The sequence below is a fragment of the Maribacter sp. IgM3_T14_3 genome (genome assembly GCF_049603095.1).
GTDB lineage: Bacteria > Bacteroidota > Bacteroidia > Flavobacteriales > Flavobacteriaceae > Maribacter.
The window spans coordinates 1278164-1303201 of sequence record NZ_CP187138.1; the positions used below are offsets into that span (position 1 = coordinate 1278164).

General features: G+C 35.2%; 21 protein-coding genes. 11 read left to right on the forward strand and 10 right to left on the reverse strand.

The annotated features are described in order from the left end of the window. Positions 1-178: 178 nt before the first annotated feature. Positions 179-469, forward strand: a complete 291-nt coding sequence (locus tag ACPF9A_RS05875; protein WP_424002520.1) for a phage integrase SAM-like domain-containing protein — start codon at positions 179-181, stop codon at positions 467-469. Between the two features lie 606 nt (positions 470-1075). Here ACPF9A_RS05875 and ACPF9A_RS05880 read toward each other — a convergent pair. The 3 genes from ACPF9A_RS05880 to ACPF9A_RS05890 all read right to left on the reverse strand — a co-directional run bounded on the left by ACPF9A_RS05880 (position 1076) and on the right by ACPF9A_RS05890 (position 2978). Next, positions 1076-1735 (reverse strand): SDR family NAD(P)-dependent oxidoreductase, encoded by a 660-nt coding sequence (locus ACPF9A_RS05880; RefSeq protein WP_424002522.1) that lies wholly within the window; start codon positions 1733-1735, stop codon positions 1076-1078. An 89-nt stretch (positions 1736-1824) separates the two neighbouring features. Next, on the reverse strand, positions 1825-2358 hold the full coding sequence (locus ACPF9A_RS05885) for a redoxin domain-containing protein (RefSeq protein WP_424002524.1): 534 nt from the start codon (positions 2356-2358) through the stop codon (positions 1825-1827). Positions 2359-2408: 50 nt separating this feature from the next. Beyond that, positions 2409-2978 carry a Crp/Fnr family transcriptional regulator gene (locus ACPF9A_RS05890; protein ID WP_424002526.1) on the reverse strand — a complete coding sequence of 190 codons (570 nt, stop codon included), beginning with the start codon at positions 2976-2978 and terminating at the stop codon, positions 2409-2411. A 361-nt stretch (positions 2979-3339) separates the two neighbouring features. Between ACPF9A_RS05890 and ACPF9A_RS05895 the strand changes: the two genes are divergently transcribed. The 10 genes from ACPF9A_RS05895 to ACPF9A_RS05940 all read left to right on the forward strand — a co-directional run bounded on the left by ACPF9A_RS05895 (position 3340) and on the right by ACPF9A_RS05940 (position 16896). Continuing rightward, positions 3340-4056, forward strand: a complete 717-nt coding sequence (locus ACPF9A_RS05895) for an MIP/aquaporin family protein (protein WP_424002528.1) — start codon at positions 3340-3342, stop codon at positions 4054-4056. Positions 4057-4118: 62 nt separating this feature from the next. After that, entirely contained in the window at positions 4119-4967 is an 849-nt protein-coding gene (locus tag ACPF9A_RS05900; RefSeq protein ID WP_424002530.1) for a hypothetical protein, read from the forward strand. Positions 4968-5070: 103 nt separating this feature from the next. Further along, a complete protein-coding gene (gene dhaK / locus ACPF9A_RS05905) occupies positions 5071-6141 on the forward strand; it encodes a dihydroxyacetone kinase subunit DhaK (RefSeq protein ID WP_424002532.1) in 1071 nt (356 codons plus the stop codon). Between the two features lie 32 nt (positions 6142-6173). Continuing rightward, positions 6174-6818: a dihydroxyacetone kinase subunit DhaL gene (gene dhaL / locus ACPF9A_RS05910; RefSeq protein ID WP_424002534.1), complete on the forward strand. Its 645-nt coding sequence runs from the start codon at positions 6174-6176 to the stop codon at positions 6816-6818. Between the two features lie 4 nt (positions 6819-6822). Continuing rightward, positions 6823-9315, forward strand: coding sequence for a phosphoenolpyruvate--protein phosphotransferase (ptsP, locus tag ACPF9A_RS05915; RefSeq protein ID WP_424002536.1), 2493 nt, complete (start codon positions 6823-6825; stop codon positions 9313-9315). A gap of 344 nt (positions 9316-9659) precedes the next feature. Further along, positions 9660-10541 carry a helix-turn-helix domain-containing protein gene (locus tag ACPF9A_RS05920; RefSeq protein WP_424002538.1) on the forward strand — a complete coding sequence of 294 codons (882 nt, stop codon included), beginning with the start codon at positions 9660-9662 and terminating at the stop codon, positions 10539-10541. Between the two features lie 174 nt (positions 10542-10715). After that, positions 10716-12365: a dihydroxyacetone kinase subunit DhaK gene (locus tag ACPF9A_RS05925; protein WP_424002540.1), complete on the forward strand. Its 1650-nt coding sequence runs from the start codon at positions 10716-10718 to the stop codon at positions 12363-12365. A 138-nt stretch (positions 12366-12503) separates the two neighbouring features. Then, positions 12504-13517, forward strand: a complete 1014-nt coding sequence (gene fbp, locus ACPF9A_RS05930) for a class 1 fructose-bisphosphatase (protein ID WP_424002542.1) — start codon at positions 12504-12506, stop codon at positions 13515-13517. Between the two features lie 205 nt (positions 13518-13722). Further along, positions 13723-15483 carry an ATP-dependent helicase gene (locus ACPF9A_RS05935; RefSeq protein ID WP_424004433.1) on the forward strand — a complete coding sequence of 587 codons (1761 nt, stop codon included), beginning with the start codon at positions 13723-13725 and terminating at the stop codon, positions 15481-15483. Positions 15484-15492: 9 nt separating this feature from the next. After that, positions 15493-16896, forward strand: coding sequence for an exonuclease domain-containing protein (locus ACPF9A_RS05940; protein WP_424002544.1), 1404 nt, complete (start codon positions 15493-15495; stop codon positions 16894-16896). Between the two features lie 3 nt (positions 16897-16899). Here ACPF9A_RS05940 and ACPF9A_RS05945 read toward each other — a convergent pair whose 3' ends face one another. The 7 genes from ACPF9A_RS05945 to ACPF9A_RS05975 all read right to left on the reverse strand — a co-directional run bounded on the left by ACPF9A_RS05945 (position 16900) and on the right by ACPF9A_RS05975 (position 24844). Then, positions 16900-18081: a sensor histidine kinase gene (locus tag ACPF9A_RS05945; protein ID WP_424002546.1), complete on the reverse strand. Its 1182-nt coding sequence runs from the start codon at positions 18079-18081 to the stop codon at positions 16900-16902. 10 nt (positions 18082-18091) lie between these two features. After that, positions 18092-18892, reverse strand: a complete 801-nt coding sequence (locus ACPF9A_RS05950) for an alpha/beta fold hydrolase (protein WP_424002548.1) — start codon at positions 18890-18892, stop codon at positions 18092-18094. A gap of 345 nt (positions 18893-19237) precedes the next feature. Continuing rightward, positions 19238-19759: a hypothetical protein gene (locus tag ACPF9A_RS05955; RefSeq protein WP_424002550.1), complete on the reverse strand. Its 522-nt coding sequence runs from the start codon at positions 19757-19759 to the stop codon at positions 19238-19240. 36 nt (positions 19760-19795) lie between these two features. Further along, on the reverse strand, positions 19796-21037 hold the full coding sequence (locus ACPF9A_RS05960; RefSeq protein ID WP_424002552.1) for an FAD/NAD(P)-binding protein: 1242 nt from the start codon (positions 21035-21037) through the stop codon (positions 19796-19798). A gap of 177 nt (positions 21038-21214) precedes the next feature. After that, positions 21215-23524: a DNA topoisomerase 3 gene (locus ACPF9A_RS05965; RefSeq protein ID WP_424002554.1), complete on the reverse strand. Its 2310-nt coding sequence runs from the start codon at positions 23522-23524 to the stop codon at positions 21215-21217. Between the two features lie 293 nt (positions 23525-23817). Further along, the gene (locus ACPF9A_RS05970) at positions 23818-24258 is read right to left on the reverse strand and encodes a DsrE family protein (RefSeq protein ID WP_424002556.1); all 441 of its coding nucleotides are present in this window, start codon (positions 24256-24258) and stop codon (positions 23818-23820) included. Positions 24259-24406: 148 nt separating this feature from the next. Continuing rightward, positions 24407-24844, reverse strand: a complete 438-nt coding sequence (locus ACPF9A_RS05975; protein WP_424002558.1) for a response regulator — start codon at positions 24842-24844, stop codon at positions 24407-24409. Positions 24845-25038 lie beyond the last annotated feature (194 nt).

Sequence of the window (25038 nt, forward strand, 5' to 3'; positions counted from 1 at the left end):
ACCGCCAAAAAGGTTATAAATGAGATAGGGGAAAGTATCGACAATATAAATGTGGATACCTCAGTAGATGAAATTAAGAATAGATGGGAAGGTAGAAACAAATCGAAGCTTAAGAAGAAATTTGAAAAATGTATGACGTTATCCAAATTTTGTCAAGTCTTAATTAAAAGAAAAAGCAATGCTAACAAGCCAGCAACTTCCAAATGGTATAAAAGATGCGATTATAGCTTTTAAAGATGTAAATGGAGGATTAGATTTGAAATTGAATGAAATTACAGTAAAATTGTTAAAAGAATTTGAAGCAGAACATAGGTCTAGAAATAAGTCAACAAACACAAATAGTGCATACATGCGAGCAGTTAGTACAATATACAACGCCTCAATAGCAGAAGATGAATTTAAGACTGAGAAAAATCCATTTAAACATTATAAAATTCCTAGAACAAAAAGGACTAAGAAGAAGGCTTAGCCAAAAGAAAATTAGCTATGAGTTTGAAAGCCTAATCTGACATACTAAAAATTACATGATGGTCATGTTTCCAGTCAGAGGCATGAACCTTATCGATTTGGCCAAACTCCAGGTCAAAGATATTTATTCAGGCTATTTGTATTATGGAAGAAGTAAAACGGATGACCCTTTGTCCGTGAAGGTAACAAATGAACTTTAGGTAATTTTAGATTATTATTTAATCAATAAAGAACCGCACGACTTTGTGTTTCCCATAGGTAATGATGGTTCTGTTCAAATGTTCAAGAAGTATCGTTCCGATAGAAGGCTGTTTAACAAGCACTTATAATTTTAGCTCAAGATGCCGGGCTTGATTGTAAACTAACTACTACTTTAGACATTCATGGGCTACTAAAGCTAAATTTCTAGACCTTCCTGTTTCTTTGATTAGTGATGCTTTATAACATCAAAGCGTTGCAACTACTGAGGGGTATTCAAAGAGCTTTGTTGATAATAAAATTGATGAGGCAAATGAATTGGTCATTACATAAATTTTTACTTTCATCTTTTTTAACTTTTAAAAGACGACGTAATGTTTACCTAAAGAATTTCATTAAACATCTGATTTTACCAGCCTCGTACTTTTCCAAAATGCCAGAACTTGCCCGTTTCAATATTAGATTGAATCAACTCTAAAATATCATTTGCGGCTTCTTCCGGTTCTCTATCGGCATTGCTACCGCCCATATCTGTTTTAGTCCATCCAGGATCTATAGAAGAAACAGTAATATTTTTTGAAACCAACCTTTTAGACATGGTTTTAGTATACATATTTAAGGCTGCTTTTGACATTTTATAGTGCGGTTGACACTCATTTAAATTCGGTTCACTAAAAGCACCCCAACCTGAAGAAACATTAACTATATGGCCTTTTGAAACCATCCTAGGAATTATAGCTTCAGCCAATTCAACAGTACCAAAAAGGTTCACGTTAAAAGTCTCCTTTAATTGAATGATATTTATTGCTGAATTATCCCATTTTTCTATAAGAATGCCTGCATTATTAATAAGATAATTAATTTTTTTATTCTCAATTTTTTCAATGAAACTTGCTATTGATGAGCTTTTCGAAATATCTAATTGGTAACAAGTGAAATTCTTATCAGAAATGGGACAGGACCCTGATCTGGACGTGCCAAGAACATTGAATTCTTGACTCTTAACCAAGAGGTGAACTATGGCTAAGCCAATTCCTCTACTACATCCTGTTACAATTATTGTTTTCATTTTGTTTAGGCTTGTTTTCTATTTAATACACTTTGGCTTACCAAAAAAAAATCGAATTCCTCCCATTTAGTGTTAGGAATAAAACACTCTTAGTTTAAAATTTCTTCTAAAGGCATATGGTCAATAAGACTACTGCCGTAATGTGCTATTTTGATTCTTTTATTTCTATCCAACAAAAAATCGGCGGGTATTTGGTTAAACTTACCTTCTACCCTTCCTCCTAATTTGAATCCTTGTGAAGATGCGGCAAGTGTACTTTTAATACCTTTTAGGCTTGCGGTTCGTAATAATTTGCCCCAAGAAGTTGTTACTCCGTACATATCATATAATTTAAAATTTGAATCAGAAATTACAGTAAAATCTAATTCGTGCCTTTTATGGATAGATTCTTTTAGGCTTTCTTCATGACTTTGAAAAATAGTGACTACTTCAATGTCCTCTTTCTGAAAGACTTCGGATGCTCTTTTAAGTTCCGCAATTCTTAGGTTACATAGCGCACATTCCGCATATCTAAAAAATGAGATTAAAATTTTATGACTATCCATTTTTGATAAATCTATTTCAGTTCCAAAAATATCCTTTACTCTAAAGTTAGGTGCCTGGTTTTCTTTATTGAGTTTCATTCTTTTTTTACAAAGAAGAAAATATAAAGGACACGTTTCCTTGATTTAAATCAAGAAATCGTTTTCCTTACCCTGCTAAGAGTTTCGGGAGTCATATTGAGATATGAGGAAATGTATTTTAACGGAATTGAATTTACTAAATGCCCACTTCGATTTAGGAAAGCTACATAACGCTCTTTAGAACTCAAGGTCAACATTTCTATTTCCCTATTTAAATGACCTATCAAGGTTTTTTTAATCAGTTTATTGTACCAATTGGCAATGGTAGAATTATTATTTACCAAATGCATTAAACCTTTCTTAGGTATTTTAATTAGTTCAACGTCCGAAATTGCCAGTAGGCTCAAATCAGAAGGAAGACCAGAGGCAAAGGATAAAAAAGATGTTATAATCGAATTTTGATAGCCAAAGCCTAGCACGTTATCTTTTTTCTCGGTTTGCACCATTAAGGCTATACAGCCTGAACTTATAAAATATAGGCAGTTTTCCTTTTGATACTTTTTAAGTACATACTGGTTTTTTGAAACCTTATAACTGGGACTTGATAAAGAGCAAAGTTCCAAAACCGCATCTGAATCCTTAATGCTTCTTAAAAGAAAATCTTTTAATATGTTTTTCATATATCTGAAAATTCCAGTATAAATTTCTCTTTACCAAAAAAGTTCCTACCCTATAAAACATCAACAATAATATCTCAGTACACATTAATCAGAGTTATCTATCAGATACTTTTTTGGTCACTTTTTTTACAAATTATCCATTTTAATCACTGAAAATTGATGTTTTTGTTCAAAAAGGCCAAATCAAATATAATTTGGACCAAATAGAAAATCCTGCTCTTTCTTGAATCAATAAGTTTGAAAAATATAAATAACGCAATCTTAATGTTTAATTTTTATCATATTAAAATATATTACTATTATTTAATGATAAATTCTAAATGTTGAATTGTAAATAACTAACATTTAAAAACAAACTATTATGGACATCAACATTTTATTAGGGGAATTTTTTGGAACAATGATTTTAGTGCTATTGGGTAACGGTGTAGTAGCAAATGTGCTTTTGACAGATTCAAAAGCAAACGGTAGTGGGTGGATGGTCATCACATCTGGGTGGGCTTTCGCGGTTTTAGTAGGCGTATTTGTCGCACTAGCTTTCGGTGCACCTGCCCATATTAATCCTGCGGTAACAATAGGTTTTGCAATTTCAAGTGGGGATTTTTCTAATGTATTTCCATTTATAAGTGTGCAATTACTTGGAGCAATGGTAGGAGCAGTCTTAGTGTACTTGCACTTTGGTCCACATTGGAAGGTTACTGAAGATGCTGGTCTTAAATTGGCTTCTTTCTCTACAGGTCCAGCGATAAGAAACACCGGATGGAATATTGTAAGTGAAGCAATAGGCACTTTTGTTTTGGTTTTGGGCGTTGCAGCAATCTTTGCAGGAGATATGTCAGCGGGTTTAGGCCCCTTTATGGTCGCAGGTCTTGTGTGGGGTATTGGTTTGTCATTAGGAGGAACCACGGGATATGCAATTAACCCAGCGAGGGATTTTGGACCACGTCTTGTTCATATGTTACTTCCTATTCCAGGAAAAGGCGATTCAGATTTTGCTTATGGATGGATTCCCGTAGTAGGTCCAATTATTGGAGGTGCAGCAGCAGGCGCATTTATGATTTTCTTCCCTGTATTTTAAAATTTCATTCTGGCAACTATTCTAATTTAAACAACTCATCTTAACAGTATAAAAATACAATCATGCAAAAAACAAAGTACATAGCATTACTAATAATAGCACTTTTTACAAAGTCAATTATAGCGCAATCAGATATTTCGGAAGCGTCAATAAATTCAACGGATTCTACAATTGTTTCCTTAAACGATAAAGAGATGACTTCCAAGACTTCTAAAGAAGCGACAGAAAACTTCACAGAACAAGATGAAGAAATGGAGAAAAAAAGCAAATGGAACGTCGCTTTTGACCTTACATTGAATAGTCGATTTATTTGGCGGGGACTTGTTTTGGGGGATCATCCAAATGCACAGACAAGCGTGACCTTCTCTAAAGGCGGATTCTTTATTGGAGTATGGTCGTCATATCCCTTTTCAATAGCATCCGACGCACCCAACTATAAAGAGATTATCCCCTATATAGGCTACGGTGGCAAGATTGGTAAAAAATCTAATTTAGCTGTAATGGTACTGCCTCATTATGACCCAAATGTGGGTGGTTTTCTTAATTTTGATAATGATGGTGCCACCAACAGGCTAGAACTTAGAGCGGTTTATAATATCGGTAAATTAGATTTCTTTGTTGGATGGGATTTTTACAATTCCTTCCCTGGTAGTGATGCTCCACTATATTTAGAAGTTGGCTATTCCATTGACATGCCAAATAGTATTACAGTACGCCCTTTTGTTTCGGCTTCGCCTAACGATAACTATTATACTACAGATGGAGAAGCCAATGTTACTCAAATCGGGTGGTATACTTCAAAATCTTACTCCATAGGCAAAGAAGTAGGACTCGCACTAAAAGCAGATATGGTCTACAACCCGGACAGAGAAGAATTTAATGCAGCTTTTGGAGCTACAGTAAAATTTTAGTTGGTTGATTATTCCCTTTGATGGTGTAATAAATGCTGTCAAAGGGATTTTCTTGAATTATATGAAACTTAAAGAGTAAATTAAAGAATGTAATACACGAGACATGAAAAAATTAATAAATAAAATACCTGACGTTATTACCGAGCAAATGCAAGGCATGTTGGCCGCTCATCCTGAAATTGAAATAAGCTTAGAACCAAAATACATAAAACGAGCAAGCGCGACTCGAAAAGGCAAGGTTGCTATAATATCGGGAGGTGGTAGCGGTCATGAACCAATGCATGGTGGCTTTGTAGGAACTGGTATGTTAGATGCAGCATGCCCGGGAGAAGTTTTCACATCCCCTACTCCCGACCAAATGTATACCTGTGCAAAAGCAACTCAAAATGGTGGTGGTGTATTATTTTTGGTAAAAAACTATACTGGTGATGTCATGAATTTTGAAATGGCTGCCGAAATGCTAAATGCAGAAGGCATAGAAACACAAAACATCATTATTGACGATGACGTAGCCGTAAAAGATAGTTTATACACTGCTGGAAGACGCGGTGTGGGTACAACCGTTATTTTAGAGAAAATTGTTGGAGCAGCAGCTGAAGCTGGTTATGACTTAAACAAATGTGCCGATTTAGCAAGAAAAGTTAATTCTAGAGGAAGGTCAATGGGTATGGCTTTAACATCATGTATCGTACCCGCAGCCGGAAAACCAAATTTTGATATCGATGAAGATGAAATTGAAATCGGTGTTGGTATACATGGAGAACCGGGTAGAAAGCGAATTTCGCATACTACTGCTGATGAAATCACACAGATTCTAACTTCAGCAATATTAGAAGACAAGGACTATTCCAGAATTTTAAGGGAATGGAATTTTTCAAATGGAGGATGGGAAGAAAAGGAACTTATAAGTGACGCTTTCAAATCTGGTGATCAAATGATAGCATTGGTCAATGGTATGGGTAGTACTCCTATTTCAGAATTATATACTGTTTATCGTAAATTGCATGAGCTATGTAGTGCGAAGAAAATTACGTTAGCCAGAAATCTAGTTGGATCGTATATCACGGCCTTAGATATGCAAGGATGTTCTATAACATTGGTAAGAGCTGATGAGGAGATTCTGAAGTTTTGGGATGCCCCGGTACTAACCCCTGGACTTCGTTGGGGAGTGTAAGTGAAGATTTAACAATTCAAACCAACTAAAAAATGGAAACAATAAAGCAGGCTCAGGTTATTAATTGGCTCGAGAAAACAGCCCATGTCATAGGAGAGAATAAAGACTATTTGACAAAATTGGATTCAGATATTGGCGATGCTGACCATGGTTTTAACATGGAACGGGGCTTTAATAAGGTCTTGGAAAAAATCAACGAACTTTCCGCAAGCGAAGATATTTGCGCTGTTCTTAAAAATACCGGGATGACTTTACTTTCAAGTATAGGAGGGGCTTCAGGACCACTTTACGGTAGTTTCTTTTTACAAGCTGCTCTTCCACTTGAAAGTAAAACCGAGTTGACCGTTGAAGAATTGGCTAACAGTTTTGGAAAAGGAGTTGACGGTATCAAAGCACGAGGCAGAGCATCCAAAGGAGAAAAAACAATGATAGACACATTGGAGCCAGCAATTGATGCTTTACTGCTTTCGGTTAAGAATAAAGATTCTATTGAAACAGCTTTGAACAATATGCTGGCTGCTGCTGAAGAGGGCATGAAGTCTACTATAGATATGATTGCAACAAAAGGTAGGGCAAGTTATCTTGGTGACCGTAGTATTGGGCACCAAGATGCTGGCGCAACTTCTAGCTTTTTAATTTTAAAAATGTTAAAAGAATCAGTTATTCAACCCAATTAATAAAATGGTAGGAATTGTAATTGTATCCCATAGTAAAAAACTCGCCGAAGGAGTTAAGGAACTTGCAGAGCAAATGTCGCAGGGTAAAGTAAAAATTTTTGCTGCTGGAGGGTTAAATGATGAGACTAATTCAATAGGTACGGATCCCTTTTTAATTAAAGAAGCTATTGAATTGGCCGATTCAGACGGCGGAGTACTTGTATTGATGGATATTGGTAGCGCTGTAATGAATGCAGAAATGGCCACCGAGTTGCTGTCAGAAAATCTAAAAGAAAAAGTACTTCTATGTGAAGCCCCATTGGTAGAGGGAGCAATTGCTGCCGCTGCACAAGCGATGTCTGGTTTTAAGCTGGAAAAAGTTGCAATGGAAGCCAGAAATGGTCTTTTAGGAAAAGCCACCTTACTGGGTGCCGCCCCTCCGACTGGTTTAGATGGTCATAGCGAGGTTGAAACTACTGGAAGAGAAATAAAAATAGAAGTCCCCAATAAGTTGGGCTTGCATGCGCGACCATCTGTTCGATTAGTTGAATTGGTTAATCGTTTTGACAATGAGGTAAGTGTAGCAGTCAACAACGGAAGCTTTGTATCTGCAACAAGCATTAGTCAAGTTGGAACGCTTGGTGCCATGCAAGGTGATACCCTAGTTTTCAAAGTACGAGGGAATGAGTTTTCGGAACTGGAAAGAACATTGAAAGAGTTCTCCTCAAACAACTTTGGAGATTCCAAAGAACTCAAAACACCCAAGGCCACGACTGAAAAAGTTGAAATTTCAACAATATCAAATTTGGTTAAAGGCGGTGCTATTCTTGGAATTGGAGTTTCTAAGGGAATAGCTATTGCTCCTGCTAAGGTTCTTAGAAATGATAACATAACCGTAGAAAAGACAGAAATAGTAAATACGATAGAAGAAATAGGCAAACTCAAAGGTGCAATCAGTAAAGTCTTAAATGAAGTGGAGGTCATTCAACATAAGACAATGGTCCTTTTTGGGCAAGAGGATGCAGAGATTTTCAACTTTCATTTACTATTACTAAATGATAAGGACCAAATATCTGAAGTCGAGAATTTAATTGAGAAAGATCATTATTCAGCAGCATATTCATGGTATAAGGTATTTACTGGTTTGGAACAAAAATATCTAAAAATAGATGACATCTATTTACGCGAAAGAGCAGCAGACGTTGTAGAGATTCGTAACAAAGTGGTTGACGAACTCTTGGATTCTAAACAAATGGTATTGATTCTAGATGAACCAAGTATTTTGGTTGTAGATGAGATTGGTCCTGCACAAACCTTGAGTTTAGATACCAGTAAAGTGCTTGGAATTGTATCACAAATCGGAGGAGAAACTTCACATGCTACTATATTGGCTAGGTCGTTAGGAATTCCAGCTATTACAGGTTTGAATGGTAAAATTGATGCCATAAAAGACAATTTTATAATTGCGATAGATGGTAGTACAGGAGAAATATGGTCTGAAAAAGACCATCCCGAAATGATCGTAAAATTAAAGGCTAAAAAAGAAGTTGAGGAAGAAATTAAAAAAGAACGTTTTTCAAAAGCTAAATTAGCTGCTAATAGTTTAGATGGTGAAACTTTCAAAGTACTTGCCAATATAAGTAGCCCCAAAGAAGCTAAAATTGCCTATGACAATGGTGCTGATGGTATAGGATTGTATAGAACAGAGTTTTTATATATGAATCAAGAAACACCTCCAACCGAAGAAGTGCAATATGCAGTTTATAAAGAGGTTTGTGAAAATATGAATGGCTTGCCAATAACCATTAGAACTTTGGATGTTGGTGGTGACAAACCCATACCCTACTTGGGAATCCCACATGAAGACAATCCATTTTTAGGGCTTCGCGGTATAAGATATTGTTTACAAAATCAAGAAATATTCAAAACTCAACTTAGGGCTTTATGTAGAATTTCCGCCGACTATGATATTGGTATTATGTATCCAATGGTAGGAATGGTTGAGGAAGTTTTAGAAGCTAATGCACTACTTGAAGAGGTAAGGGAAGATTTAAAAAAAGACGGCATCCCATTTTCAGATGATATGAAGGTTGGTATCATGGTTGAAGTTCCATCAGTTGCCTTTATTTTGCCATTGTTAGCCGAAGAACTAGATTTCATAAGCATTGGAACGAATGACCTTACACAATATCTTCTTGCAATGGATAGAGAAAACTCAAGCATTTCAAAACATTATAGTGCTTTACATCCAGCTGTATTATCAGCTTTGAAGGTTATACTAGACGAAGCTAATAGGTTAGAATTGGAAGTAAGTTTATGTGGCGAATTAGCAATGAATACGCAAGCAGCGAATTTATTAAGTGCTTTAGGTCTAAGGAGGTTTAGTATGTCTGGGCCGGCAATTCCCAGAATGAAGGATACCATTAGAAATATGAATGTTGGCCAAATCATGCATCTCTACAAGAAATTAGATACTTGGAGAACTCTTGATTCAGTCAAAAGCGCCCTAAATATTTGACTAAAGAATTAGAAATTCTTCGTGCAGCAGAAGCATTGAGCCATTTTGAATAAAAATGTTGAAAGACAAAAACAAACAGTACCTTTTCAACATTATCTTCTATATAAATCTCTAACTAGTAGATATTTAAAATTGATTCTGAGATTTATGTAATTTATACTAGGTAGTCTACAGTCTTATTTTATCAGTTAGTTAATATTAATTCAGCAAATAAATCCTTAAAAAAATAACGTACTCTCATTTTACAGCCTTAAAAACTCAATATCGATACTATTTGAGCCAAATAGAACATTTTTTAAAGGGATTTATCGATATATTTATCTAGTTAAATTATTGAAAAAATAATGATTGACGAGGAATTACAAAGCTATTTTGAAAAGGCCGATGAGTATCAGGTTTTAGAGACCGACCAACAGTTATTAGTGCAATATTCGGTTACTGATTCCAAAGAGCGGGATAGATTCTTCATCAGAGAACATATGTTAATGTTTGTTCTGGAAGGAAACCAAGGAGTGGTAACTCCAAATTACTTTTACAAATTAGAAGCAGGAGAAGCGATTTTCGTTAAAAAAGGTTCCATTATTATTTGCGAAAAGCTATTGCACGGGAACAAATTGGAATGTCTTCTGGTTTTTTTGAATGATGATTTTTTAAAAAAATTCATAAATAAATACAAACAAATGATTGCACCTTCTGAATTATTAGATGTGAAATCGCTAGGGGCATATCAGTTTTTTATGGATAAGTGGATGAGCATTTACATTGATTCCGTAATGTCTTATTTTGAGCCTTCCACTTCCCCTCCTGTAAAAGAATTAATATGCCATAAGTTTGAAGAGCTTTTACTAATGCTTATCTCTGGACAAGAACGAAGTTATTTTATGAGTTTTCTTCGTGAATGTCTCGTAGAAGAGCAATCTTCTTTAGATAATGTAGTAAAGACAAATATGTATACCAGCCTTAATGTAGACCACTTGGCTTATTTGTCGAATTTGAGTCTTTCTCAATTTAAGCGAGAGTTCAGAAAAAAGTATAAAGATTCTCCAGCCCATTGGTTGAGAGAGAAAAGACTTGAATACGCTGCCCATTTACTGATGGCAACCAACAAAAACATTAATGAAATCTGTTACGAATCCGGATTTAACAATACTTCTCACTTTTGCCGTGTCTTTCATGAGAACTATTCTTTATCTCCTTTGAAATTCAGGCAAAAAATACCTGTTTAATTTTTCAAAAAACCACTATGAGAAGATAACAAACAGGATATATAATAGTACGCAGGTTCAGTCTTTGTTCTTATTCGGAACCTGTGAAATCAAGAACATTTTACATTTTTTTTAAAGCTGATATTCATCGGCCAGGCATTTTATTTTCTATAATTAACTTAAAAATTTCAACTTATGAAACGATTTTTTAATGATTCAACAACAGTAGTCACCCAAGCCATTGATGGTCTTTTAAGGCTAGATGGTAACAGTAAACTAACACGAGCAGATGGGTTTCCCTCACGGAAATTTGTCGTTCGAAGTGATTGGGACAAATCAAAGGTAGCCATAGTCTCAGGTGGAGGAGCGGGACATGAACCTGCCCATATTGGCTTTATTGGTAAAGGAATGCTAACAGCGGCCATCTCTGGAGAAGTCTTTGCTTCACCAAGCGTGGAAGCTGTTTTGGCCTGTATTTTACAGGTAACAGGCGACGCAGGTTGCCTACTAATTGTTAAGAACTATACCGGTGATCGATTAAACTTTGGTCTTGCCGCCGAACGTGCCAAAAAAATGGGTAAAAAAGTAGAAATGGTAGTCGTATCAGATGATATCGCCCTATCGGATGCAGCACAACCAAGAGGTATTGCTGGTACTCTTTTTGTGCATAAAATTGCTGGGTATTTGTCTGAAAAGGGAGAAAACCTTGAAACTATTAAGCAGAAAGCCGAAGAAACTGCCAAAAAAAGTATCTCATTGGGACTAGCAATTTCAACTTGTGCCCTTCCAGGAACAGAAATCGACACAATAACGCTTTCACCTGAACTGGGACTAGGAATACATGGAGAACCAGGTTTGGAAAAAGTAGAATTTAAAAATGGTAAAGAAGCAGTTCTTTTGGTTCTTTCTAGATTGTTTGCCAACACAGATCCAAACAGTAACTATGCCATAATCATCAACAATTTAGGATCGGTTACTCCTCTTGAAATGTCAATTATTGCCAATGAAGTATTACTTTCAAGCTATGCTGATCAAATAAAATTAGTAATAGGACCAGGAGGTTTAATGACTTCTTTGAACATGTATGGATTTAGTTTTTCATTATTGCCATTAACAACAGAGGTAGAAGTAATGTTAAAAGAACCAGTTGAGCCTAGAGAATGGCCAGCTGCAGTAGCTCCTAAAAAGCCAAGCATATTTAAAATTGACCACTTGAATTTAAGAAAAGAATTCCAACCGAGTAAAAACCCAAAAACCCAAGATTTCCTTCAAACTATTTGTTCCGCACTACTGCATGCAGAAAGCTATTTAAACGAGCTTGACAAAAAAGTCGGCGATGGTGATACTGGAACTACGTTTGCAGCTGGGGCAACCGCTATTATGGAATTACTTGAGTCTAACAGCCTGCCATTAAACGAACCTGGTGACCTTTTTGTAGCCATTGGTGAACTTTTAGCAAGTCATATGGGCGGATCAAGTGGTGTATTAGCTTCAATTATGTTTACCAATGCTGGAGCGTGTTTATCAAAAGGAGACGACTTACAATCATCACTTCAATCAGGAGTAAAAATGATGATGAAATATGGTGGAGCAAGTTTAGGATCTCGTACTATGCTTGACGCTTTAATCCCTGCGCTTGAAGAATTAAAATCGAATGATTTAAAAGCAGTGGCTATGGCAGCTCGTGAAGGTGCAGATTCAACTGCCAAAATGAACAAAGCAGATTCAGGTAGATCATCCTACTTAAGAGCAGAAAGCCTTAAAGATGTTGTTGATCCAGGAGCTGAAGCAATTGCTATTATTTTTGAATCAATTGCATCAAAAGCAAATTACATAAGTCTATAGCTTGCCATTAGCAGAAACGGTTGTCTGCATCGAATAATCAATTTGGTGCAGCAACCCTTTTTTGAATGTTCAAAGTAGTAAGTCAACATTTTATTTTGAATGTAGTTATTAAAATTAATAATCAATAATTCTAAAAAAATGATTAAAAATACTAGGACACTTGGTGAATTTATAATAAAACATCAATTGGCTTTCCCATATTCTACAGGGGAACTCTCGAATCTGATAAACGGTATAAGGCTTGCGGCCAAAGTTGTAGGTCATGAGGTTAACAAGGCAGGACTCGTAGACATTTTAGGCTCTTATGGTGAAACCAATATTCAAGGTGAAAATCAACAGAAGCTGGATGTTTTTGCAAATGAAAAGTTTATTCAAGCTTTAGATAACCGAGAGATTGTATGTGGAATAGCCTCTGAGGAGGAGGAGCATTTTATTGCACTAAATAGTAGCGATGAGAAGAATAACAATAAATATGTTGTATTAATAGACCCTTTGGATGGATCTTCAAATATTGATGTTAATGTTTCGGTAGGTACTATTTTTTCAATTTATAGAAGAATAAGTCCAATAGGCAGCCCTGTTGTGTTAGAAGATTTTTTACAGCCAGGGAATAATCAAGTAGCGGCGGGCTATGTAGTATACGGAACTTCTACAATGATAGTATACACAACAGGAGATGGAGTAAATGGATTTACTTTGAATCCAGCTATTGGATCTTTCTATTTATCTCATCCAAATATCCAGTTTCCTAAGAAAGGAAATATATATTCGGTAAACGAAGGTAATTACGTGCACTTCCCTGAGGGGGTGAAAAAATATATTAAATATTGTCAAAAGGAAGAAGATGACCGCCCTTATACAGCGAGATATATAGGATCTATGGTATCGGATTTTCATAGAAACATGCTAAAGGGAGGCATTTATTTATACCCTAATAGCAGTACCAGTAGAGATGGGAAATTACGTTTACTCTATGAATGCAATCCTATGGCTTTTCTAGCAGAGCAAGCGGGAGGTAAAGCAACTGATGGTAAAATAAGAATTCTGGATATAGAACCGAAAGAACTACATCAACGAGTACCATTTTACTGTGGAAGTATAGATATGGTTGACAAGTTAGAAAAGTTTATTTCTGTAGAAAATGATAGTTAAAAGTATGATTTGATGAACATTTTAAGTTTTGTTTGTTTGGTTTGAGCATTTGAGGGTAGTCTATATGGCTATCCTCTCTTGCTTTCTAGCTAAATCTTAAATAAAAAAGGGAGCTGCAGATACAAAACACCTATTCAACATAATCCTAGAATACGAACCTTAAATTAAGGGATATGTAATAATTTAAAATAATTGATGACCTAATCTGTTCGGTGCAGCCAATTTTACGGTAATCGACCCAGATGATCAATTAGGTTTAATGAAAATGGTTTCTGGTAGCCATAGCGATGTTTATGGTAAGCTTCGTATAAAACCTCAACAGATATTAGATGTCTATTCTTATGCGAGAAACACTAAAAAGAATCTGACCGAATCTATACGTACCTTGATTTATAAGGGAAAAGAGGATAAAGATACCGAGTATGAGATAACCGCTATGAAACCTAATGTTGAAATTTTACTTAGGGCATATCAAAAGAAAAAGATGGAGCAACATTATCTAGATTATGATGATCTGTTGCTAGTGGTATCGACTCAATTAAAATCTAACCCCGAAGCTAGAAAGTTATTATCTCAGAATCTTGATTATCTTCTTGTTGATGAAATGCAAGATACCAACCCTTTGCAATGGGAGCTACTTTCACCATTTATTGATATCTGTAGTTTGTTCTGTGTTGGTGATGATGCGCAATCGATCTATTCTTTTAGAGGGGCAGATTTTAGAAATGTGCATCAATTTAAAGAACGTGTACCCAATTCTGAGGTATATAAACTTGAAAAAAATTACCGCTCTACGCAAGAGATATTAGATATTTCGAATTGGTTGCTAGACAAATCGCCCATAGATTATAAAAAACAATTACAGTCGGTACGAGGAAGCGGAGAAACACCAATATTGCTGAACGTAAGTGATGATTGGCAAGAAGCAAATTGGGTAGCCGATGAAATCTTAAAAAATTATACGGATGAAGACCGTAAGTTTGCAGATCATTTAATACTATCGCGTTCTCAGTTTTATACGAAAACATTACAAGCTGTTTTCATAAGAAGAAAAATACCCTATGTAACCTATGGCGGGCGTAAATTTTTACAAGCTGCACATATAAAAGATTTGGTTTCTTTATTGCGAATAGTCAACAACCCATACGATGAAATTGCTTGGGTTAGATTCCTGACTTTTTGGGAAGGAATCGGTGAGGTAAGAGCTTCTAGGATTATGGCCGTTATTATTGCCGATGAGGGTAAAACCGATATTCCTACGCTATTACAAGGCGCTATACCCGGAACAGACGGAATCAAAATTTCAGAGCTATATAATGCCGTTCAAAAAGAAAAAGGCAAAGTCGGTAAAATGGTAGACATCGCCTATGAAGCCATGTCATTAGGCTTGGCTTTTAGATACCGAAAAGATTGGATAGAAAAGCGTAAGGGTGATTTTCCTGTATTAAAACTTTTGGCAAATAGCTACTCAAGCTTAGGGGAATTTATTGGTGAAGGATTGTTAGATAATGCCGAAAAAATGAATGGTGCACCAGTGCTAAGCGAATCGCAATTAGAAACCGACGAAGAAAAAGATCACGTTATTATATCGACCATTCGCTCCGCAAAAGGATTGGAAGCCGATGTTTGTATTGTTCTTAATGTATCGCCAAAGGCATTTCCCTCCGCTTGGTCATTAGATGATGTAGATGCCATTGAAGAAGACCGTAGGGTGCTGTATGTCGCATTAACTCGTGCTAAGAATAGATTGATAATTACCAGAAATACCGCTTCTATATCGGCAATTCATGGAAAATCTATTCCCACAAATTCGGGGCAGAAAGCAGATGACGCAGAAACCTATTTTTTAACGGCTATACCTGACGGATTGGTAAAACAAGAAACCATTGGTTACGATTTTAAGCCAGTGAAGGATGCTGCAGAACCGAACAATATGGACTTATCTTCAGGGATGGATTTTAGCTAAACATCAAAAATGCCAGAAAGAAAATTTGCTATTATTTCGATGACCACTTTTGGTTACAAACCAAATCCTTTGAGAATAGTTCAGCTGACTATAAGTAAACTTAAAGGTGAATACTACGAACCTATATTACAAACAGACATCAATCCCGAAGAACGTATACCGAATTATATTCAACAAAAAACAGGCTTGACCGATAGTATATTACTCCAAGCACCTACGTTCTCAGAAGTTGCCAATACCGTTTTAAGAGAACTTGACGACCACATATTGGTGGGTCATAATGCGTCATTTCTACATTATGCCTTACAATCTGAATTTAAATATTTGGGGTATTCTTTTAAAACTCCCCAGCTATGTACCGTGCGATTGGCAAAGAAGCTTATACCGAATATGACCAGTTATGAATTACCCTATTTGAGCAGTGTTCTGAATATTCCGTACACAGAATCGAACGATTTAGATGATGACAATGCTGCGGTTGCCATACTATTTCAAAGATTGATTTTGCTTGATGATGACGAAATGGTCATCTCTAAATTCTTAGAACCTAAAGTTGAGAAAGAAAATATAGCACCCAAAAATATAGCTTATCAAAAACTAAACTCTTTACCTAATTCCCCTGGTATTTATAAATTTCAAGATGATAGAGGTGAAGTGGTTTACGTGGGTAAGGCCAAGGATATTAAAAAAAGGGTATTGAGCCATTTCTATAATTCGAGCGAGAAAGAAATAACACTTTGTGATGCCACTTATCATATAGATTTTGAAACTACCGGTAGCGAACTGATTGCCCTATTACGAGAGGCGGATCTTATCGATAAATTAGACCCACCGTTTAATTATATTCAAAAGAAAAATTATATCACCTACCATATCGTACCACAAAAAAACAAAAAGGGCATTCTGGAATTAAAAATTGAAAGAAGACCTTTTCAACACTCTCCCACCGAAATATTCTTAAAGCGAGGTGATGCTATTAAACGCTTATTAGAACTAACGACGAAGTTTAGATTATGTCCGTTACAAACAGGATTAAAGAGTAAGTTAGGTAGATGTACTCATGGGGAATATAACGAATGTGATGGCATCTGTACCGGAGATGAAGAATTAGGCCTATATAATGAAAAAGTTGAAAATGCTTTAGATTACCTCAACAACGAAAATGACAATTATGTACTTTTTGAAAAAGGACGTACCAAAGAAGAACGAGGTTTTGTTTTAATTCTTCATGGTGTTTATCAAGGCTTTGGTTTCCTAGATAATTCTCAAACAGTATCTAGTTTAGAAGATTTAAAAACTATGCTTGACCCTAAAAAGTCTTCGTACCATACCGCAAAAATAATTTCAGCTTACACGCAGCGAAATCCTTGGAAAATTAAGCCTTTGGAAACTACCGGTATAAAGCTATTTTGAAATTTAAAAATTAGGTAATAACAGCGTAATTTCTGTACCAATATTTCTTTTTGATTCTATTGATATGCTTCCCTTATGTAACGTCATTATTCTTTTGGCATACGTAAGACCAATACCCAAACCTTCGTTCAAATGAAGTTTTTCAAATAAATTAAAAACCTTATCGGCATATTTTTTATCAAAACCAATACCGTTATCGGCATAGACTATACGAACAAATTTTCCGTATTCAAATTTATCTTCTGTTTCGCTAAAAATGTTTTGCATAAAGTAATCTGTGGTCACCGAAATCTTCAATGGCACATCGGGTCTTTGAAATTTCAAAGAATTGTCGACCAATTCAATGAACAAGCTTTCTAGATAGATAGCATCTGCAGGAAAATTAAAAAATTCTCCTTCCATGGTAATCATTTCATTATTCGATATCGAAAACCTTTTTCTAACGTTTTCAATAACAAGATTCAAATCAACATTCGAGATTTTGAAATTTTCGCTATCGATGGCATGTAACCGTTGAATACTAATTAAAAGATTTCGGAGCCGTTCTGAAGATTTTAAAATTTTAGAGAGGTTTAATTTAACTTCTGCATCTAAATTTTGCATTAAGCTACCAAATAGTCCGATTTTTCTAAGAGGTTCTTGTAAATCATGCGAAAGAACCTTGGCCATTTGCTTATGCTGCTCATTGAATTCTACAATTTGCTGAAGCTGACGTTCAATCAATTCATCGCTCGCATTAAGTGCCTTTTTTAACTTTACATTTTCAGTATTTTCTAATAGCTCTTTTAGTGCCTTATCTCTTGATTTTATAATTTCTGATTCATATTCATTTCTATTCGGTATGCTTACTCCTGTAAAATGAATTTTGACAATATCGTTTTCACAAACCCGAACTGCATCTAAAACTACAGGCAATGATTTGCCCTCTTTTGTTTTAAATGACAAAAATACCTCACTTGCTTTTTCTTGTAATTCTATTAAAGGTTTTAGATGTACGCGAAAATAAATCATACTCCCAGAATCAAGAATATCATTGATTTTTGCATGCTGCGAATTATTAAACCCTAAAGAATCTTTGAAATGATTATTCGATAAAAGTAGTTCTCCACTATCTGATAATGTAAAATTAAAGCCTGGAGAGTTGCTGTACATACTCTTCCATTCATTTTCAGAAGTTTCGTTCATGCTTTTAATTTTATCCGGCTTTGGTTAAATATTTTTTAATGGCAGCAACAGTTTCCTTGGGATGGCTCATATGCGGACAATGTCCGGTTGCATTCATCCTAACAATTGTACTTCCACTAATTTTCTTATGAATAAATTCGCCAACAGTATCTGGTGCAATATCATCTTCTGCACATTGCAGAATTAAGGTCGGCAACTTTACTCTTACGATATCATCACGATTATCAGAAAAAAATGTCACCCTCGCGAAATTTCTATTTATTGCAGGATCAGCTGCGCAAAAACTATTTTCTAACTCTTCGGTTAGTTCAGGTCTCTCAGCATTCTTCATAACCATTGGTGCTAGAAATTTTGCCCATCCGGTGTAATTATTGTCCATCACATCTAGTAAACCTTCTAAATCTTCTTTCGAGAAGCCGCCAACATAATCTGTATCATTAATATATTTCGAGGAAGGAGATACCAGTATTAAGTTCTTAAATACTTTAGGAGCCTGTAAACTTGCCAATACCCCGATCATAGAGCTTACAGAGTGACCAATAAAAATAACATTCTGCAGATTTAATGCATCACAGATATCTAAAACATCTTGAGCATACCCATATAAAGAACCATATTTACCTTCGTTATATGCGCTGGGGTCAGACTTACCACAACCCACATAATCAAATTGGACTATTTTATAATCATCCACGAAGGCCGGTGAGATAAAACGCCACATATTCTGATCACAGCCAAAACCATGAGCAAACATGATCACTTGGGTACCATTGCCAAAAACCTTTACGTTATTTCTTTTTAAAATATCCATCCGTGAGATTAACATGCAAAAATAATAAAATATGAAATAATAGACCACAGTGAATTATAGACCTAATTAGGGACTTTTATTGTCGATATTAACAGACATTACTAACAAATTGTTCCACATTTTAAGAACAATACACACAAAAAGACTTCTAAAATATATTCATACCAGAATTGATATTTTTAAGTGGTACCCTTTTATAAAATGATAATTAGAACACTGTGATGAATAAAACGCACTTTGGTTTTAATCTAGTAACAGGTATGTATAGTAACAAAAAATGTTACCATTACTTAATAACGATAACTCGGTTAATTAAGGGTGTAATTATATCTAGAAAAAGCCTGATTAAAGGTGTGTATTTTCACTATACACTTTAGAAACTTGTTCAATAGAACCTTGATTAAGACCTTCTCGATTACTGAAATTAACCCAATTTGTCACCATTATTTCGGTTGTGGCACTGCAAGCCTGTAACCCGTATGAATACGGTCTTAAACCAGAGGCATGAGTAAAAGAAACATCATAAATAGTATCGTTAGGTATACCATCTGTATTTCGAATTCGGTAAGATGCATCTATAGCTATACCCCCAATTTCTATAAATGATTTAGAACCTTCGGTGATGATATTATAGTTGTCTTTATCTAATTTATCTGGCTCTGCTAAAATAGCTTTTGCCGAACTTATATAGTTTTCGCTGACTAATGTTTTAAATGGATAATCGCTAAGTTCTAAATCTTTTTGACCACCACAACTAATGAACATTTTGTATTCAAATTGCTCGTAAGAATCGTTCTGTGAAAGCTTAATTTTTGTAACCTCATCGGTAGGCAATGGTTCTTCAATTTCTACTAGCCCGCTTTGCAATGTTAATTTACCAGCCTCATAAAGGGCAAGTAGAATTTAGCCAGATTGAAGTGGCAAGGCGGCAATAACATTCATTAAAAACGGCTTCACTTCTTTGCGAAAAAATACATGGTCTTCTGCCGGCATAAGCTCTGCATGATAGTTTAAAGTATACATTAAATCATCTATAACCTCTTTCCAATGAATAGGTTTGTCGTTTAGTACAGAATTTTTAGCCTCTACCATCTCTTTTTTCATGCCTTCAAAAGCATTTTCATACTCATGCCTTTCAGACATACGGGTAACGAACTCTTTAAATCCGAAATTGGGATCTTTTAATTTAATAGCGAGCGCAGAAAGATTGTCTTTTAAAAACGCCTTTTGAAGCGCAGGTTTGCAAATTTCATCAAAATACGTATGTATTCTTAAATGTTTTTGGTCATCTAAAATCTGAAAGATATCTTCTCTTGAAGCATGCCGATAAATTTCGCGCATGGGCTCATCTTGTTCGTATTGCAAATTTGGCAACCAACCATTCGCATCATGCAACACCAGTTTAAACTCAGTGGTGTTTTCAGAAGGATGATATACCAATTTTTGTCCGTTTTTAGAGAAAGTACCATGGCGATTTGCAATAGAGGCAACAACATCAAAAGCGCTTAAAGAGGCACCCAGAATACCAATTGGAAAATTATAGATTTCACCATCGGAAGGGAGAATTTTTGATATAGGCCAAGGTGAACTATAAAAATTGGTTTTTAAATTATCTTGCTCTGACCAAGAATGACCGGTAGCTATGATCACCTTATCAGTTATAAAAGATGACATGTTTTTAGTGATAAGCTCATACGTGTCATTTTTAGGATTGATATCAATTATTTCTACCGACGGATGTTCTACTATACGAATACCACTATTTTGTAAACTCGCAATACAACGCTCATATTGAGACCGAAAATACAAGCCTAAAGCTAAACGGCTATACACCTTAGCATCGCTTATTTCTGATTTCTGAATATGAAATCGTTGCAATATATCTTCTGGCTGCTCTCTTAACCAATCAGCAAAACTTATAAATAGCTCTGGTATTTCTTCTGAAGAAATGTTGGCCATGTTATAAATATCTGTGGTATTGGGGCTATATGGCATTCCCATACCTGTAATATCCGCCTTTTCAAAAATGGAAATCTGCGTAATTTCTGATTTTAAAACAGCTATGTTTTTAAAAATATGTCTAAGCAAATATATAGTCGTTGCACCACTACCTATTATAGCCACTTTTGCAGGTTTGAATGTCATACAGATTTAAATTACAATACGTAAAATTAGCTGCAGTACCATTCAAAATTTAATTCAATCAAGTGAAATTTTAACCATAATTACCATGAAGTTATACTCAATTTTCAATGTGTAAGAAACAGTGCGATGAGAGAACAATTGAAATTAGAATTGACCGTAATTAACTAATGAAGCATTTTAGACCTCCCCAAATATTTTAAAAACCAACTCTTTGGTCAATGGTCGACCTTTTGCTTTTTCACGAATGGTATCGAAACTACACCTAAAGTCGCAACCAGCTTTGTATTCGCTACAACCATAAGCCGATTTTCCTTTTAAAATAATTCCCTTGTTGCATTTCGGGCAACTATTTTCTTCGGATGTTGGCTTTGCTTGAACTTTACCCTTTTTAGGTTCTAACTTCAACTTAAAGCCATCATCAAATCTAACCAAACCTTCAACCGAAGTATTATTGACTTTAAAGCCTTTTAAGTTTACTGTTGACCCTTTTTGAAACAACCTGATAAATTGCTTTTCTGAAATAGTTTTCCCTTCAAATTTAAAAGGAATAACAAAATCGCAAGTCTTATTAAACTCAGAGCAACCGTAAGCTGATTTCCCTTTTCGAATGGTTCCTTTTTTACATTTAGGGCAAAACTCTGATGTAATTCCTTTAGCCTTTTCAACTGCTTTTTTCTTAGCCGCTGTTGCTGGCTTATTATTTACAGCCGAGATATTTGCCTTTCTAGTTTCACTACGCACATCATAAACCAATCGGTCTACCATTTGCTTCATCTGTTTAATAAAACTACCAGCGCTAAATGTACCTTTTTCAATATCCTTTAATTGCTTTTCCCATTTACCGGTAAGCTCGGCAGATTTCAGCATTTCATTTTGAATGGTATCTATTAACTGAATACCAGTGACGGTAGGTAATACCAGTTTTTTATCTCTCTTTATATATTTTCTACGAAACAAGGTCTCAATTATATTAGCACGCGTAGAAGGTCGACCAATACCATTTTCTTTCATTAGCTCACGAAGTTCATCGTCATCTACTTTTTTACCAGCGGTTTCCATGGCACGTAAGAGCGAAGCTTCGGTATATTGCTTTGGTGGCTTGGTTTGTTTCTCAAGAAAAGATGGTTCATGCGGTCCTTTTTCGCCTTTCTTAAACGTTGGTAATAGTCCCGATTCTTTACTTTTTTGGTTACTGAGCGTAGTCGAAGTATCGAAAACAACTCGCCATCCTTTTTCTAAAATCTCTTTTCCGGTGGTTTTAAAATTTACTGTGTCCGCCTTTCCTATTACCGTTGTATTCGAGACTTTACAATCTGGATAAAATACGGCTATAAAACGACGTACAATAATATCATAAACTTGCTGCTGATTATATTGCAAGTTCATTTGCTGACCTGTGGGAATAATGGCATGGTGATCTGTCACCTTACTATCATCAAAAACCTTTTTGGTTTTCTTTATTTTTTTGCCGTCAAGAGGTTTGGTTAGCGTATCGTACTTGGTAAGATTCTTAAGTATACCTGGTACTTTAGGGTATACATCATTTGGCAAAAATGTAGTATCTACTCTAGGGTAGGTTACTACTTTTTGCTCATATAATTTCTGAACGATTTTTAACGTTTCGTCTGCACTGAATCCGAATTTGGTGTTACAATACACTTGCAAACCTGTTAGATCGAAAAGCTTTGGTGCATATTCATTGCCCGCTTTTTTTGTCGTGGAAACAATTTCGAAATCGTGTTCTTTAACAATATTAGCAAGTTTCTCACCATCTTCTACTTTTAAAAAACGACCTTCTTCATAGCTGAACAAGGTATCGCGATATAATGTTTGTAGCTCCCAATAGGGTTGCGGCTTAAAATTCTCTATCTCTTTAAACCGATCTACTAACATTGCCAAGGTTGGGGTTTGCACACGCCCCACAGATAACACTTGTTTGTAGCCACCATGTTTTAAGGTATACAAACGGGTTGCGTTCATACCCAAAAGCCAATCGCCTATAGCACGAGAAAAACCTGCATAATATAAATTATCGTAGTCTGTAGATGGTTTTAAGTTATTAAAACCTTCTTTTATAGCTTCGGTGGTCAATGACGAAATCCAAAGTCGCTCAACCTTACCTTTATAGTTCGCTTGGTTCAATACCCAGCGTTGAATTAATTCTCCTTCTTGCCCAGCATCACCACAGTTTATGACGACTTCTGCTTTATCGAATAATTGTTTTATGATTTTAAACTGTTTTTGAATACCAGCATCTTTAGTCACTTTGGTTTCAAAATGTTCGGGTAACATTGGTAGGTTATTTAAATCCCAACTTTTCCAATGAGGTTTGTAATCGTTTGGCTCTTTAAGTGTACATAGATGCCCAAATGTATACGTTACCGCATAGCCGTTGCCTTCATAATAGCCATCATGTTTGGAATTTGCCCCAAGAACGGAAGCAATTTCTCGAGCTACAGATGGTTTTTCGGCAATACAGACTTTCATTTTATGTGTTGTAAATTAAAGATTTAGGCATGGTTTTCGCCGAAATGAATACTATATAATAATATAAACCGTAGTGGTAATTATGAATTAAAAATACACCTTCGGTCTAACACTATAATTAGACAAATATAGAAATTGTTTATAGAAGCGAATATGATATAAAAAGCCGCTAAAACTCTGTTTTAGCGGCTTTTTCTTTTCAATTATTTAGCTATAGGTATAATAAGAGCTAACACCTTAGCTTATAAACCGATAACAAATCTAGAAACTAGCTATCGATTCGTATTTATTTCTTAGTAGGTCAACGTATTGTAACCATTCGCTTGTAATTGTAACATTCGTACAGAAGCAGTCGGGGTAACATCCAGACCATCAAAAAGAGTTTCTTCTGCTACGCCAAGTTTTTCCATGGCAACACTGCACACACTTACTTTTACCTTACCCTTATATTTTTGAAAAAACTCTTCAAGTTCAGAGTCTTTGGTCAATAACGTTACCACTTTGCCTTTTACAACAATTTCGTATTCCTCTATTTCTACTCCGTTTTCAACCAGAAGGTCATACATACTTAACACGCCCCTAAAATGCCTTTCTGAGGTAAGTATAAAACCATATTTAGGTGTTTTCTGTAAATCGGTAACAGCTTGTTGGTCTAATTTTTTTTGACCATACATTTCTGTAACACTTGTAGTCATGAACATAATGACTAAAGCAATTTGAAAAAAAGTTTTCATAATGGTTATTTTGATAGCTATTTTGGTGAATTAAAAATACAGATTATAATTTCCAATAGCGATTTAAAGAGCTAAAAAATGATTCTTTAATTCCCCCTAAAATCTCATTATCAATCAATTGATTTGCAATAAGCGAAGTACACCTCAATTAGATCAGCACTACAAATTCATCTTTTAACACCACCTGTTCATTTTCTATCGGTACCTGTTTTAAAGATTTATACAATAATTGTTTTAGCTCTTTTAAAGAAGATGATTTTTTTAAGAATTGATTAGCGCCATCTTCTTTTAGCTGATTTACTTCCCTATCCCTATATATTGAAGAATAGGCGATAATGTAAATGTTATTGAACTTCTTGAAGTTTCTAATATCGATAAGGCATTCAAAACCATCCATAATAGGCATATATAAATCTAAAAATATTACTTGTGGTAATTTATCATCAGAGAATAATCTATCCATTAAATCGACTCCATTATTAAATTGAGATACTTCTGTTTCTATAGGAATATCATTCAACGCCTCCATAAAAAAATCACGATCATCGAAATCGTCATCCGCAATATATATATTTAATTTTTCCATTATTTCTATATAAGAACAGTATGTCCTCCAAAATTAAGAGGAAATCGCATTTAAAATTCTACCAATAAAATCGAAAAATAACTCAATAGCATAATAATTGTAATTACCATCTAAAAAAAATAATATATGTAGTAAAATACTTACATTTATTTTGCGTTAGTAAACAAATGCTCCCCCATTTAATTTATAAAAAT

What these genes read in the sequence shown, in the direction of transcription:
- ACPF9A_RS05970 (WP_424002556.1), bottom strand. Translation starts at nt 24,258, where the DNA reads ATGAAAACTTTTTTTCAAATTGCTTTAGTCATTATGTTCATGACTACA.
- fbp (WP_424002542.1), top strand. Translation starts at nt 12,504, where the DNA reads ATGATTAAAAATACTAGGACACTTGGTGAATTTATAATAAAACATCAA.
- dhaL (WP_424002534.1), top strand. Translation starts at nt 6,174, where the DNA reads ATGGAAACAATAAAGCAGGCTCAGGTTATTAATTGGCTCGAGAAAACA.
- dhaK (WP_424002532.1), top strand. Translation starts at nt 5,071, where the DNA reads ATGAAAAAATTAATAAATAAAATACCTGACGTTATTACCGAGCAAATG.
- ACPF9A_RS05960 (WP_424002552.1), bottom strand. Translation starts at nt 21,037, where the DNA reads ATGACATTCAAACCTGCAAAAGTGGCTATAATAGGTAGTGGTGCAACG.
- ACPF9A_RS05895 (WP_424002528.1), top strand. Translation starts at nt 3,340, where the DNA reads ATGGACATCAACATTTTATTAGGGGAATTTTTTGGAACAATGATTTTA.
- ACPF9A_RS05925 (WP_424002540.1), top strand. Translation starts at nt 10,716, where the DNA reads ATGAAACGATTTTTTAATGATTCAACAACAGTAGTCACCCAAGCCATT.
- ACPF9A_RS05945 (WP_424002546.1), bottom strand. Translation starts at nt 18,081, where the DNA reads ATGAACGAAACTTCTGAAAATGAATGGAAGAGTATGTACAGCAACTCT.
- ACPF9A_RS05900 (WP_424002530.1), top strand. Translation starts at nt 4,119, where the DNA reads ATGCAAAAAACAAAGTACATAGCATTACTAATAATAGCACTTTTTACA.
- ptsP (WP_424002536.1), top strand. Translation starts at nt 6,823, where the DNA reads ATGGTAGGAATTGTAATTGTATCCCATAGTAAAAAACTCGCCGAAGGA.
- ACPF9A_RS05890 (WP_424002526.1), bottom strand. Translation starts at nt 2,978, where the DNA reads ATGAAAAACATATTAAAAGATTTTCTTTTAAGAAGCATTAAGGATTCA.
- ACPF9A_RS05965 (WP_424002554.1), bottom strand. Translation starts at nt 23,524, where the DNA reads ATGAAAGTCTGTATTGCCGAAAAACCATCTGTAGCTCGAGAAATTGCT.
- ACPF9A_RS05975 (WP_424002558.1), bottom strand. Translation starts at nt 24,844, where the DNA reads ATGGAAAAATTAAATATATATATTGCGGATGACGATTTCGATGATCGT.
- ACPF9A_RS05940 (WP_424002544.1), top strand. Translation starts at nt 15,493, where the DNA reads ATGCCAGAAAGAAAATTTGCTATTATTTCGATGACCACTTTTGGTTAC.
- ACPF9A_RS05880 (WP_424002522.1), bottom strand. Translation starts at nt 1,735, where the DNA reads ATGAAAACAATAATTGTAACAGGATGTAGTAGAGGAATTGGCTTAGCC.
- ACPF9A_RS05950 (WP_424002548.1), bottom strand. Translation starts at nt 18,892, where the DNA reads ATGGATATTTTAAAAAGAAATAACGTAAAGGTTTTTGGCAATGGTACC.
- ACPF9A_RS05920 (WP_424002538.1), top strand. Translation starts at nt 9,660, where the DNA reads ATGATTGACGAGGAATTACAAAGCTATTTTGAAAAGGCCGATGAGTAT.
- ACPF9A_RS05875 (WP_424002520.1), top strand. Translation starts at nt 179, where the DNA reads ATGCTAACAAGCCAGCAACTTCCAAATGGTATAAAAGATGCGATTATA.
- ACPF9A_RS05885 (WP_424002524.1), bottom strand. Translation starts at nt 2,358, where the DNA reads ATGAAACTCAATAAAGAAAACCAGGCACCTAACTTTAGAGTAAAGGAT.